The sequence below is a fragment of the Mesorhizobium sp. B2-3-7 genome (assembly GCF_006442695.1).
Taxonomy (GTDB): domain Bacteria; phylum Pseudomonadota; class Alphaproteobacteria; order Rhizobiales; family Rhizobiaceae; genus Mesorhizobium.
The window spans coordinates 517517-530291 of the sequence record NZ_VFVV01000001.1 but is presented as its reverse complement, the minus strand read 5'-3'; the positions used below and the strand labels follow the sequence as shown (position 1 = coordinate 530291).

14 protein-coding genes are annotated in these 12775 nt (G+C 65.3%); 9 read left to right on the top strand and 5 right to left on the bottom strand.

The genetic code is table 11. The features are described 5' to 3' along the window. Positions 1-238 precede the first annotated feature (238 nt). On the top strand, positions 239-754 hold the full coding sequence (locus FJ940_RS02730; protein ID WP_140655131.1) for a hypothetical protein: 516 nt from the start codon (positions 239-241) through the stop codon (positions 752-754). A 190-nt stretch (positions 755-944) separates the two neighbouring features. On the opposite strand, the gene FJ940_RS02725 is transcribed toward FJ940_RS02730, so the two are convergent. After that, positions 945-1601, bottom strand: a complete 657-nt coding sequence (locus tag FJ940_RS02725; protein WP_140655128.1) for a response regulator transcription factor — start codon at positions 1599-1601, stop codon at positions 945-947. Further along, positions 1598-2989 carry a sensor histidine kinase gene (locus FJ940_RS02720; RefSeq protein ID WP_140649535.1) on the bottom strand — a complete coding sequence of 464 codons (1392 nt, stop codon included), beginning with the start codon at positions 2987-2989 and terminating at the stop codon, positions 1598-1600. Before FJ940_RS02720 ends, FJ940_RS02725 begins: the two co-directional genes overlap by 4 nt. Positions 2990-3148: 159 nt before the next feature. On the opposite strand from FJ940_RS02720, the gene FJ940_RS02715 reads away from it, so the two are divergent. The 4 genes from FJ940_RS02715 to FJ940_RS02700 all read left to right on the top strand — a co-directional run bounded on the left by FJ940_RS02715 (position 3149) and on the right by FJ940_RS02700 (position 6590). Continuing rightward, positions 3149-3487, top strand: a complete 339-nt coding sequence (locus FJ940_RS02715; protein ID WP_140493450.1) for a hypothetical protein — start codon at positions 3149-3151, stop codon at positions 3485-3487. Between the two features lie 31 nt (positions 3488-3518). Then, entirely contained in the window at positions 3519-4220 is a 702-nt protein-coding gene (locus FJ940_RS02710) for a phosphatase PAP2 family protein (RefSeq protein ID WP_140514147.1), read from the top strand. Positions 4221-4510: 290 nt separating this feature from the next. Beyond that, positions 4511-4789 (top strand): helix-turn-helix transcriptional regulator, encoded by a 279-nt coding sequence (locus tag FJ940_RS02705; protein WP_140491757.1) that lies wholly within the window; start codon positions 4511-4513, stop codon positions 4787-4789. A gap of 67 nt (positions 4790-4856) precedes the next feature. Beyond that, the gene (locus tag FJ940_RS02700; protein WP_140514146.1) at positions 4857-6590 is read left to right on the top strand and encodes a SulP family inorganic anion transporter; all 1734 of its coding nucleotides are present in this window, start codon (positions 4857-4859) and stop codon (positions 6588-6590) included. 40 nt (positions 6591-6630) lie between these two features. On the opposite strand, the gene FJ940_RS02695 is transcribed toward FJ940_RS02700, so the two are convergent. The 3 genes from FJ940_RS02695 to FJ940_RS02685 form a co-directional block, all read right to left on the bottom strand. Then, entirely contained in the window at positions 6631-7230 is a 600-nt protein-coding gene (locus FJ940_RS02695; protein ID WP_140514438.1) for a DNA-3-methyladenine glycosylase, read from the bottom strand. A gap of 237 nt (positions 7231-7467) precedes the next feature. Further along, positions 7468-8406: a CHAD domain-containing protein gene (locus FJ940_RS02690; RefSeq protein ID WP_140514145.1), complete on the bottom strand. Its 939-nt coding sequence runs from the start codon at positions 8404-8406 to the stop codon at positions 7468-7470. After that, positions 8403-8876 carry a CYTH domain-containing protein gene (locus FJ940_RS02685; protein WP_140514144.1) on the bottom strand — a complete coding sequence of 158 codons (474 nt, stop codon included), beginning with the start codon at positions 8874-8876 and terminating at the stop codon, positions 8403-8405. Before FJ940_RS02685 ends, FJ940_RS02690 begins: the two co-directional genes overlap by 4 nt. A gap of 92 nt (positions 8877-8968) precedes the next feature. On the opposite strand from FJ940_RS02685, the gene FJ940_RS02680 reads away from it, so the two are divergent. The 4 genes from FJ940_RS02680 to FJ940_RS02665 are packed head-to-tail and all read left to right on the top strand — an operon-like array spanning position 8969 to position 12658. Beyond that, positions 8969-9658 (top strand): CerR family C-terminal domain-containing protein, encoded by a 690-nt coding sequence (locus FJ940_RS02680; protein ID WP_140514143.1) that lies wholly within the window; start codon positions 8969-8971, stop codon positions 9656-9658. Further along, positions 9655-10608, top strand: coding sequence for an HlyD family efflux transporter periplasmic adaptor subunit (locus FJ940_RS02675; RefSeq protein WP_140514142.1), 954 nt, complete (start codon positions 9655-9657; stop codon positions 10606-10608). The genes FJ940_RS02680 and FJ940_RS02675 overlap by 4 nt, the downstream gene beginning before the upstream one ends. Continuing rightward, complete coding sequence (locus tag FJ940_RS02670) at positions 10605-11525, top strand: ABC transporter ATP-binding protein (protein WP_140491769.1); 921 nt, start codon at positions 10605-10607, stop codon at positions 11523-11525. Before FJ940_RS02675 ends, FJ940_RS02670 begins: the two co-directional genes overlap by 4 nt. After that, a complete protein-coding gene (locus FJ940_RS02665) occupies positions 11522-12658 on the top strand; it encodes an ABC transporter permease (RefSeq protein ID WP_140491771.1) in 1137 nt (378 codons plus the stop codon). Before FJ940_RS02670 ends, FJ940_RS02665 begins: the two co-directional genes overlap by 4 nt. Positions 12659-12775: the final 117 nt, after the last annotated feature.

Here is a 12775-nt window from a genome sequence, read left to right as displayed (position 1 = left end):
CCCTTATAGACGATCGGTCACACTTTCGTGACATTCGTGCACCCGCCAGCTTGACCGCGAACCTCGCGCCACATCCGGTTTGAAACTCGGACCAAGGTCCTAAACCGATCGGGGCGAAGGTCCGGATTGCCGCGGCATCGGTCGTGGGCCACTTACACGAACACGCCATGTCGCCGATGGTCGCGTACCTGCACGAGATGGCCTCTGAATTTTGCCGGTCCGATCAAGTGAGGGACTGATGCGCAGCTCGATCATGGCTCATTGTTGCTGGCTGGCCCTGAGAGCAGTGCCGGCACTGGCGCTGACCATCGCCCCCTATCACCTCGATTTTCACGGTTCCGCCGCAGGCATTGTCGCGTCCAGCGCCCAAGCCAAGCCTGGCGGGAACAGCGGCAATGGCGGTGGTGGCGGTAACGGCAATGGCGGCAATGGAAATAACGGCGGCGGCAACAATGGCAACGCCGGAGGCAACAATGGCAACGCCGGAGGCAACAATGGCAACGCTGGCGGCAACGGGAACAATGGCGCCGGCAACAACGGCAAGGGGAAGGGTGCCAACAGCTCCGGCAAGCATGTGAACGCAACAACCGGCGATCGTGTCGAAATAGACGACAACAAGATCGTGGTGCAGCACCCTAACGGCTTCGGGGAAGAGATCGAGAAGGGTCGCTTCAAAATGACCGACGCTCTGGGCCGCACGATCGTCGAGCGCCCTGCGACGGCGGCGGATATAAGCCGCCTCAAGGGGTTGTAGAGCGGGCAATAGGCATCGCCCGCTTTACGTGTCACCTCCGCCGCCCCCCGGCGGAGGTGACCTTGTCGCTCCGGCCCCGTATAGGGGCCGTCTTTTTTGCCCTGGAGCGTTCCGCTGCTGCACCGCGCTTCAGGTTTTCATTTATGCGTGTCGTTATCCCAAACCGGGGATCCCTTGCGGCCGACCAGGATTAGCTGCCGGCCCGATCCCGCGCTTCGCGCATCAGCAGCGCCGCCTCGGTGCGATTGCGGACGTTGAGCTTGGACAGCACACCGGTCATGTGATGCTTGACCGTTTTTTCCTGCAGTGCCAGCCGCAGCGCCACTTCCTTGTTGCTCAGCCCTTCCGCCACCAGCTGCAGGATCTCGGCCTCGCGTCCGGTGAGCTGACGCAGGCGATCCGTCCTGCCGTTGGCCGGCTGCAGCGATTGCAGGTCCGAAAGCAGGCGAGCCGACAGGGTCGGCGACACATAGGTCTCGCCGGCCGCGACACCATGGAGGATTTCGGCCAGCATGCGCGAGCCGACCCCCTTCAGCACATAGCCGCGCACACCGGCATTCAGCGCCCGCGCCACGTCGGCATTGGCCTCCGAGACCGTCAGCATGACGATCTTCTGTCCGGGATTGGCACCCAGTATGCCGGCCACCGACGCAAGGCCGTCACCCGGCATGCTGATGTCGAGCAGCAGTATGTCGGGCTGCAAAGTCGAGGCGATGCGTTCGGCATCCTGCGCCGTGGCGCCCTGGTCCACCATTTCGAAGCCGCCGATCTCCGACAGGCTGCGGGTAACGCCTTCGCGAAACAGAGGGTGGTCGTCGACAATGGCGACACGGATGGTACCGATCATGGTTGATCCTCGACGGCTAGCGTAATCATCAATCGTGTTCCCTGCGGCCCGGTCGTGGTCTCGAACTGGCCACCAATGCTTTCGATACGCTCCCTGATGCCGGCGAGCCCCAGGCCCTCGGCTCGCCTCGGGTCGAATCCGGGCCCGCCGTCCGACACTTCAACGAAGAACTTGCCGCCTGTCATCCCGGCCTTCACCTCCTGATCCTTGCCCTGCCCATGACGATAGGCGTTGTTCAGCCCCTCCTGGACGAAGCGATAGATGCTGATCTTCTCCGAAGCGCCCAGTTCGGGCAACTGCCTGGATAGGGTCAGCGCCACGGAACTGCGGGTCCTGCGTTGATGCTCGTCGACGGCAAGACGCAGAATGTCGCCGGTCGCGGCCGTTTCTATCTGCGGCAGGACGAGGCCGTTGCAGATGCCGCGGATTTCACGCATCGCGTCGTCCAGCGCCATGCGGATCATGGCGATCTCGGCGTTGCGGCTGTCGCTGGAGGCACCCTCGCCGGAAATGGCGGGGCTATCCACACGCAGCGCCGCCAGCGCGACGAGCTGAGCCGGCCCGTCGTGAAGGTCGGCGCCGATGCGACGCAAGTATCGTTCATTGAGCGCCGTGGCACGGCGCGACGCCTGCTGGACGCGCAGGCGCAGCGCCCGGTTTTGCGAAACCAGCGCCTGCAGCTCGGAGACCTGGCCCTGCAGAACGCCGCGCTGCTTGTCGATGGTGCGGCTGCCACGTATGACGATCCCCGACAACAGCAGCAGCGCCGCCAGCGTGGCGCCGGCCACGATCAGCCAGCTCGACAGCAAGGCGGAAGCCAGAGCTGCCTGGAAATCGTCGGCGATCTCGTAGAATTCGGTGACGGCGACCACCTCGCCCGACCAGGGTTCGCGGACTGGATTGTAGATTTCCAGCAGCGGCACGCCCGCGGCCCTCTCCTCCTTGTCGTCCTCGTCGCCTAGCTCGTTGAACTCGGCGACGACATTCCCGGCGAAGGCGGCACGCAGGTTGGCGCTCGGGCCGAACTGCCGGCCGATCAAGGCCGTGTCCTTCGAATACAGCACCGTGCCGTCCCGACGCCACAGCTTGAAGGAAAACAGCCGTTTGCCGAGCGCGCCTTGGCCGAGGGTCTCGTCAAGCGCCCGTTTGACGGCGTCATCGAGCTGATGGTTCGTGCGCAGATCGGGGAGCAGCGGAGCGATCACGCTGTCGACATAAAGGGCAGTCGTGGCCGCCGAATTGTGGAGCACGCTTTCGCGGATTTGCGCGGTGACCCAGAAGCCGACCACCAGCATCACCGCAAGCAGCCCGAAGCCGCCGGCAATGATGAACTGCAGCGCCAGCGTAAGCCCGTTCCAGCGCCGCGACAAGGTTTCGAGAAATCGCACGCCACGCTCCTCGCCCCCACCCGCAGGGGCAGGGTAGTGGCCGCGACTTTGGCGCTTCGGTCCTGCCGACACAAGAGCCTGGTCCCACGGCAGCTGCTTGACGTCCCGACGCGCTTGCGAAACAAGGCACGGACGACCGGCATCAATATCGAGGGCAGGGTGAGTTTTTCGGGGTTACTTCAGCTCGGTCTTTCGACCGTGATCTTTCTGCTGGCGGCGGCGGCCGCCAAGCAATGGGGGATGGCGCCCAGCCTGGGCAAGATCGTGCTGACGCTTGCGCTCTATTCGCTGGGCAACCTGATCATGCTGCGGCTGATTCGCGAGTTCGGCATGTCGGTGTCGTTCAGCCTGTCGGCCGTCATCCAGCTGGTATCGGTCAATCTGGTGGCGCTGATATTCTTCGGCGAGCGCATCAATACGCTGCAAGCGGCCGGCATCGTGCTGGCGATTGCCGCCGTGGCGCTGATCACGCTCGGGCCCTATGTGCAAGGGCGATGACCGGCAAACCATGGTTGCGAAACGAGGTTCGATGAAGACTGCGGCAAAGGCTCTGCTGAGCCGGGTCGAATTCCCGGTGCTGCTGGCCGGCCTTGTCGTCGCCGCCGGCCTGTGGGGCTTCGTGGAGTTGATGGAGGTGGCACGGGCCACCACGCCGCACGCCTTCGACGCTGAAATCATGCTTGCCTTCCGCCAGGCCGGCCAACCCGGTATCCCGATCGGCCCGCCATGGATGGAAGGGGCGATGCGCGACATCACCAGCCTCGGCAGCACCAGCGTGCTGGTGCTGATCACGGCGGCGACGATCATCTATCTGCTGTTGATCCGCAGGCCCGGGACCGCGCTTCTCATCTTCGTCGCCGTGGCGGGCGGCCAGATGCTGTCGAGCCTGCTGAAGCTCGGCGTCGACCGGCCGCGGCCCGAGCTCGTCTCGCATCTGGTCAACGAGACCTCGCTTTCCTTCCCGAGCGGCCACGCGATGCTTTCGGCGGTGACCTATCTCACATTGGGCTCGCTTGCGGCGCGCTTCCTGCAGGGCCGGACGACGAAGATCTATGTTCTGGCGCTCGCCGTGCTGACGACGGTGCTGGTCGGCATCAGCCGCATCTATCTCGGCGTCCACTGGCCGTCGGACGTGCTGGCCGGCTGGTGCGCGGGCTTTGCCTGGGCCATGCTGTGCTGGTTGGCGGCAAGGGTCCTGCAACGGCGCAGGGTGGTGCGTGACGACGTCTGACGACGCTCGACCGGGAAGCGGTCAGATCAGCCGGTTGATCAAGTGTCCGCAGCCCGTTAGCAGAAGGACCACCGATACCAGGCATGCCGATGTCGTCAATGTCTTGAAAATGGTCAACCACGTTATCCCCTGCCCCAGATGGAACACCATAGCTCTCAATGCTCGGGAAGTATCCGAAAAATGCTCGATAGCGATGATGATCAAGGCTCAAGCGTACATCCTGATGCTTGAAACATCATAATGATCGTATTATACATCATATCCGCAGACTCAGACGGGGATTCCGGCCGATGATCACTGCCGCGCAGATGCGCGCCGCGAGGGCGCTGGCCGGCATCGATCAGAAGACGCTCGCCGAGCGCGCCGGCGTTTCGCTTCCCACCATCCAGCGCATGGAAGCGAGCGACGGCGTGGTCAGGGGTGTGGTCGATACGCTGATGAAGGTCATCCAGGCCCTCGACGAGGCCGGGGTGGAGCTGATCGGCGAGAATCAACCCAGTGAGCGCGGCGGCCGGGGCGTGCGCCTCAAGCCTGCCGTGCCGCCCAATCCGAAAGCTGAGCCGGCATAAGTCGCGACGGCGACCGCCGACAGTCCTGCCGACGATCCCGCCGCCTTTCAGGTGCGGAAGGAAGTCCATGGACGAGATCGGGCAGACGCTCAACGAAACCGCGCGCAAACCGACCCATGGGCCGGCAAAGCCGACTTTTTCCGAACTGTTCACACCGAAACTGGTGACGGTCTGGCGCGAAGGCTACAGGCTCGAACATCTCAGGGCCGATGCCATTGCCGGGCTAACCGTCGCCATCGTCGCCTTGCCGCTGTCGATGGCAATCGCCATCGCATCAGGGGTGACGCCGGAGCGCGGGCTCTACACATCGATCATCGGCGGCTTCATCATCTCGGCGTTCGGCGGCAGCCGTTTCCAGATCGGCGGCCCCGCGGGCGCCTTCATCGTGCTGGTGGCGGCGACGGTCGCGCGGGTCGGCGTGGACGGGCTGTTGCTGGCGACGATGATGGCCGGCATCTTCCTCATCGCCATCGGCTATCTGCGGCTCGGCACCTACATAAAGTTCATTCCCTATCCGGTGACGGTCGGCTTTACCGCCGGTATCGCCGTCATCATCTTCTCGGGCCAGATCGTCGAACTGTTCGGGCTGAAGCTCGCCGGCAAGGAGCCAGGCCCGCTGGTGCCGAAGCTGACGGCGATCGGCGAGGCGGCCGGCACGATCAATCTCGCGGCGACCTTCGTGGCGGTGCTGACAATCGCAACCATCGCTTTCCTGAAGCGCTGGCGGCCGAAATGGCCGGCGATGTTGATCGCCATCGGTCTGGCGTCGCTCGCGGTGGCGCTGTTTGCGCTGCCGGCCGAGACGATCGGCACGCGCTTTGGCGGGATCCCGCGCAGCCTGCAATGGCCGGCGCTTCCCCCCGTCAGCCTCGACAGGATGATCGACGTGCTGCCGGACGCCATCGCCTTCGCGTTGCTGGGCGCCATCGAATCCTTGCTGTCGGCCGTCGTCGCCGACGGCATGACCGGCCGCCGGCACCGTTCCAACTGCGAACTGGTGGCGCAAGGCTTCGCCAACATCGCCTCGGCCCTGTTCGGCGGCATCTGCACCACCGGCACCATTGCCCGTACCGCCACCAATGTGCGGGCCGGCGCGCACGGGCCGGTTTCGGGCATGATCCACTCCATGATCCTGCTCGTCCTGATGCTGGCGGCAGCGCCGCTCGCCAGCTACATCCCGCTCTCCGCCCTCGCCGGCGTGCTGGCGGTGGTGTGCTGGAACATGTTCGAGAAGCAGGCTTTCGCCACGCTGCTGCGCGCCTCGCGCGGCGATGCGCTGGTGCTGATGGCCACCTTCCTGATCGTGGTCTTCCGCGACTTGACCGAAGGCATCGTTGTCGGATTCGCGCTGGGCTCGATCCTGTTCATCGACCGCATGGCGAAATCCATCGCCGTCGAGGCCGACCAGACGCTGGTGCCTGAGGACGTCGCCGACCGCAAGAGCGTCTATGATTCCAGGGACGCGACCGACGCCAACACCGTCGTCTACCGCATCTCCGGCGCATTCTTCTTCGGCGCCGCTTCGACCGTCGGCGCGGTGCTCGACCGCATCGCCGACCAGCGCAAGAACTTCATCCTCGACTGCTCGGCGGTGCCGTTCTTCGATTCGACCGCGGCCAATGTCATCGAGGGTGCGGCGCACAAGGCCAGGCGCGCCGGCGTGCGCTTTGTCATATCTGGCGCTTCGCCGCAGACAAGACGCACGCTGATCAACCACGGCCTCAAGCGCCCGCTGGTGACCTACGCCGCCTCGATCCGGGCAGCGCAGGCGCAGTTGGAGGGAAAAAGGGCAGCGCAGTAGCTTGCATTCATCTTCCTTTCAACGCGCCGGGAAGCACCTCTCATGGGTTGAGCGATCGTGAACCGCTGACAAACGGACTTCCCCGGACGTAAAATCGCAGCAGGCGGTCGGCATCCTTCGAAATGCCGATCCGAACGCCCTGCCCGATTTCGCCGGGGTCGCGGCCATCGCTTGCAAGCCATAGAGGGCCTTCCCGGCAAAGATCGAGCCCGTCGAGCGAACGGTCGATCCGCAACGCCATGGCGAGCCTTCCCGGTCCTCGCGCCAGGTCACGCAGGCGCTCGATGCCGCGATTGAGCTGCATGATCGGAATGCCGTCGAGCGGCTCCAGTGCCCTGATCAGGACGCCGGTTCCGATGCCGGGCATCTCGCTCGAGACATTCAGCATGTATGAGATGCCGTAGGCGAGATAGACATAGGCATGCCCGCGCTCGAGGAACAGCGAGCGATTGCGCGGGGTCATTCCCCTGAAGCCGTGCCCGGCAGCATCGCCGGCGACATACGCCTCGGTCTCGACGATGCGGCCGCTGGCAATGCCTTCGGGCAATTCCCGGACCACGATCTTGCCGATGAGATAGCGCGCGAGAGCGGCCGTATCGTGCGGCAGTTCCGAACGAGCGAGCGGGCGGCGGACGACCATCCTCATGGCGGCTGGTTTTAGATCCGCCCGGCCCATGTGGCAAAGGCTCTCGTGCGGCCGGCTCCGAAAATCTTCTCAATCCAGCTTCAGCGCCGCGACTTCGCCCTCGTTCATCAGCGGGATATAGAGGATCGACTTGCCGTCGGTACCGATGCCGGTGCGCGAATGAAGGGCCAGCCCCTCCCGGCGAGCCATACACGGCCAATGCCGGCATGACCGGCGATGAATGCCGTTGCGTCACCTCGCCGCCAATTCCTCCGCGGGCGGAGCGCCGGCAAGATCGTCGCGCGCCTTGCGGGCCAGCTTCTTCGTCGAGCGCCTGGGACTGTCGCCGAACAGTTCGGCCGCCTCGGCAAGGCAGGACTTCCTCAGGCTCTTTTCGGAATGCTTCAGGAGTTTGCCAAGGAGTTTCGTATCCCCGGGCGGCCCAAGCGGCTCGCCGCCGGCCTCCAGCATCGCGCGCATGACGAAGACGTCGTGCAGTTCGCCGAGTTGCTCTGCGAGCTTGTCGACCGCCTTGCGACGAGCCTTAATTGGCGTCGGCCACAGGCGGCCGAGCAGCGACAGATGCATGCTGTGGGTCTTGGCCGCCTTGCGCAGGTCGTGGAAATCCTCGGCCCCGCCGCTCGAGGCCGCCTTGTCCAGTGCTTTGCGCGCGCGCCGCAATGTGGCGCGGGCGCCCTCCGCCAGAATGTCGGCGGCCTGCTCCGGCTGGTCCGGCAAGGACAGCCTGTCGACGCGTTCGACGCCCTCCTGGCAGGCGGCGATGGCAGCTTTTATGGCCGCGTCGAGACCGGCGCCGGCATGAAGCGCGTGCTGGCGCATCACCAGGCGATCGCGGGCGGGGCCGAGGCCGTGACCGGCGCTTTGCCCCGGAAAGGTGTCGGCCAGGCGGTCGATCGTCTCGATCAAGGCGGTCGCCTCGCGCGGTCCGGCGAGCAATGCCGAGACCTGCCTATAACATTCATTCTCCGTGCGGCAGAATGTTTCGTCACCGGAACGAACCAGACGCAACAAGGCACGCACGCTCTTCAGTCGTTTGCGGGATTTGTGCAATCCCTGTTCCGGCCTGTCACGCGCCATGTCGAGATGAGCAAGCGCCTTGCCGATTTCCTCGGCCAGGATACGCCTGACCTCGCCGGTCAGCGGCAGGCGCGGATCGATGCGAAAGCTCATGCGGCGATCTCCGGAATCCCCCCGAGGGCGAGCGACGCGTTGTAGAATTTCTGTTCGCCAGTCACTTCGCGGCCGAGCCAGTCTGGCAGCATTTCATCCGGAACATCGTCCGGCGTTTCGAGTTCGGCCATCACAAGCCCCGCCAGCGCGCCGCCGAAGACATCGACTTCGTAGAGATAGCCGCCATGCCTAACATGATGACGTGTCTTCTCGATGACACGCCCGATGGCGAAGCCGAGCATCTCCACGGCGTCGGCCAGCGGAATGGGATATTCGAATTCGTCGCGCTCCCGCGCCGTGCTGCCGAATTTGAGCGTCAACCTGGCCGAGGCGCCGTTGCTGATGCGCACGCGCACCGTGCGTCCTGGCGCGGCGGCGAGATAGAACTGGAGGATGCGGATGTCCGTCTCGACCAGATCCCGCCATGCCGTGCCGGAGACCAGGAACTTGCGCTCGACTTCCTTGCCCATGGCCGCGCACTAAAGCCCGCGCGGGCCGGCATGGCAAGCCATGTCCGAACTCGGATTTGACTTTAATCAATCGATTGATTAAAGTATGCCACATGATCAAGCCGCCCGAAGCCCGAACTCCTCGCCGTGAGCCGCCCGCTGCGGAGATGACGCGTGAAGCGCTGGTCCGCGCGGCGCTCAAGCTGTTCGGACGACAAGGCTTCGACGGCACCTCCACGCGCGAGATCGCGGCGGAGGCCAAGGCCAATATCGGTTCCATCGCCTATCACTTCGGCAGCAAGGAGGGGCTGCGCCTCGCCGCCGCCGACCATATCGTGGACACCATACAATCGGTCGCCGGCCAGGCACTCGGCGAGACGCGGGCGCCGGCAATCGCGAACGCCGAGACGGCGCGCGCGCAGCTGTTCGCCGCGCTGGAGCGGATGGTGGCATTCGTTGTGGCGCAGCCGCAGGCCGGTGAGATCGTGCAGTTCGTGCTGCGCGAGCTCTCGCACCCGACCGCGGCGCTCGACCGCATCTATGACGGCGTGTTCGAGCCGACGCATCGGCGCCTGTGCCTGCTCTGGGAACAGGCGACCGGCGAGGCGGCCGAGAGCGAGGCGACCCGGCTCACCGTGTTCACGCTGATCGGACAGGTCATCTATTTCCGCATCGGCCGCGAGGCGGTCATGCGCCGCATGGGCTGGCGCGAGATCGGCGCCGCCGAGGCCGCCAAGGTGGCGGCCGTCACATCGGAGAACCTCAGCGCCATACTGGCCGCCCGGAAGGGATCGAGACGATGAGCTTTCTTTGTTCGCTGCCGCTTGCCGCTCAACTCTTCGGCGCCTGCGCACCGGCTTCTCCGCTGGCCGTCGGGTATGTCGAAGGCGACTATGTGCTGCTGGCGCCGATCGAGGTGGCGCAGGTCGAGACCGTCGCGGTCAAGCGCGGCGATCGCGTCACATCGGGCACCACGATCGTGACGCTGGAAAACGCCGACGCGAAAATCGCGGTCGCACAGGCCACGGCAAGTCTCGCCCAGGCGCGCGCGCAGCTTGCCGATCTGCAGGTAGGCAAGCGGCCGGAAGAAATCGCCGCCCTCAAGGCCCAGGTCGACATGGCCAAGGCGCAGGCTGACGATGCCAGACGCAAATACGACCGCGCCGCCGACCTCTTCAAGCGCGGCACCGGCACGCAGGCCGACTACGACACCGCCTCGGCCACGCTGGAGACGGCCAACGCGCAGGTCGGACAGGCGCAGGCCAATCTCGCCGCCGGCGGCCTGCCGGCGCGTCCCGAGACGATCAGGGCCGCCGAAAGTCAGGTCAAGCAGGCACAGGCCGCGCTCGACCAAGCGGCGTGGCGGCTATCCAAGCGCACCCTGGCGGCCCCTTCTCCGGGCCGCGTCAGCGACGTCATTCGCAATCCGGGCGACACGGCAGGTCCGACCGCGCCCGTCATCTCCGTGCTGCCCGACGGCGCGGTGAAGCTCAGCGTCTATATACCGGAAGCCGCCTTCTCCTCCGTCAAGGTCGGCACCTTGCTCCGCGTCCATTGCGACGGTTGCGGCCCGGATGTGAAGGCGCGCGTCAGCTATGTCTCGCCCGATCCGGAATTCACTCCGCCGGTGATCTATTCGCTGGAGAACCGGCAGAAGCTGGTCTACCTCGTCGAGGCGCGGCCGGAGGGCGGCGCCGGCGCCTTGCAGCCGGGCCAGATCGTCGACGTCGAGCTGGCGGTTTCAGGAAAATGAACGTCATCGACGTGCACGGCCTGGTCAAGCGCTTCGGCGACAAAACCGTCGTCGACCATGTCACGATGACGGTGGCGGAAGGCGAGATCGTCGGCTTCCTCGGCCCCAACGGCTCGGGCAAGACCACCACCATCCGCATCATGTGCGGCCTGCTGACCCCGGACGAGGGCGAAGGCACGGTGCTGGGTTTCGACATCCTCACCGACAGCCTGCGCATCAAGCGCGAGGTCGGCTACATGACGCAGAAATTCTCGTTCTACGAGGATCTGACGATCGGCGAGAACCTCGAATTCGTGGCGCGGCTCTACCGGCTGAAGCCGGTCGAGGAGCATGTCGCCAGGACCCTGGAGGAGCTCGGCCTGACGACACGCCGCAACCAGCTCGCCGGTACGCTATCGGGCGGCTGGAAGCAGCGGCTGGCGCTGGCCGCCTGCATCATGCACAAGCCCAAGCTGCTTCTGCTCGACGAGCCGACGGCCGGCGTCGACCCCAAGGCGCGGCGCGAGTTCTGGGACGAGATCCACCGGCTGGCGAGCGGCGGGCTGACCGTGCTGGTCTCCACCCACTACATGGACGAGGCCGAGCGCTGCCATCGCATCAGCTATATCTCCTACGGCAAGATGCTGGCGACGGGCACCGTCGCCGAGGTGGTCAGGAATGCCGGCCTGACCACTTTCGTCCTGCAGGGCCCGCGCCTCGACCAGGTGGCGCAAGCGCTCGAAGGCCGGCCGGGCGTCGACCAGGTGGCGCCGTTCGGCGCGACGCTGCATGTCGTGGGAGCCGACAGGAAGAAGCTGGAGACGGCGCTGGCCGATGTCGAGAAGGAACACAAGGGCGTGACGGTTGCGCCGGGCGAAACCAGCCTCGAGGACGTCTTCATTCAGTTCATGTCCGGCTCGAAGGACAACATGGCATGAACGCGGTCTTCTCCTTAGCCCGGCTCGGCGCGCTGCTGATCAAGGAGTTCATCCAGATGCGCCGCGACCGCATCACCTTCGCCATGATGCTGGGCGTGCCGCTGATCCAGCTGGTGCTGTTCGGCTACGCCATCAACAACGACCCGAAGAGCCTGCCGGCGGCACTCGTGGCGACGAGCAGCGATCCCTATACGCGCGCCATGGTCTCGGCGCTGCAGACCACCGGCTACTACCGTTTCGACCATGTGGCGCAAAGTGCCGAGGAGGCCGAATTCCTGATGGCGCGCGGCGACGTCGCCTTCGTCGTCACCATTCCGGCCGATTTCGCGCGGCGGGTGGAGCGCGGCGACAATCCGCAGATCCTGATCGAGGCCGACGCCACCGACCCGGCGGTTGCCAGCGGCGCCATCTCGACGCTCAGCACCGTCGCCGGCCAGGCGCTGCTCAGAGCGCAAGGCATGCAGGAGGCCGCCGCCGAGGCCGCCCGGGGCCAGCTCGATGTGGTCGTGCACCGGCGCTACAATCCGGAGGGCATCTCGCAATACAACATCGTCCCCGGCCTGCTCGGCGTCATCCTGCAGATGACGATGGTGATGATGACCTCGATCGCGCTGACGCGCGAGACAGAGCGCGGCACGATGGAGAACCTGCTCGCCATGCCGTCCAGCCCGCTCGAGATCATGCTGGGCAAGGTGCTGCCCTATCTGGCGGTCGGCGCGGTTCAGGTCGTGGTGGTGCTGGCGGCGTCGAAGCTTCTGTTCGCCATCCCCTTCACGGGGTCGATGACGCTGCTCTTGTCGGCGGTGCTGGTGTTCGTGCTGTCCCTGGTGCTGCTCGGCTACACGATCTCGACCGTCGCGCGCACGCAGATGCAGGCCTTGCAGCTCACCTTCTTCTTCTTCCTGCCGTCGATCATGCTTTCGGGTTTCATGTTTCCCTATCGCGGCATGCCGGGCTGGGCGCAGATCTTTGGCGAGATCTTTCCCCTGACGCATTTCCTGCGCATTACCCGTGCCGTCATGCTGAAGGGCGCGCAGCTGCCGGCGGTGGCCGTGGAGATCGGCTGGCTGATGGTGTTCGTGGCGCTGTTTGCCGGCGTCGCCCTGGTCCGCTTCCGCCGCACGCTGGACTGAAAACAGCCGCTGGGGCGGTCCAGGGTTCCATCGAGCCCTGGACCCTCCCGTTGGAACCATGCTTCTGCCCCGGCGTTGTCGATCAGCCTCGCCGCTGCCACTTGCGGGCCAAGACGG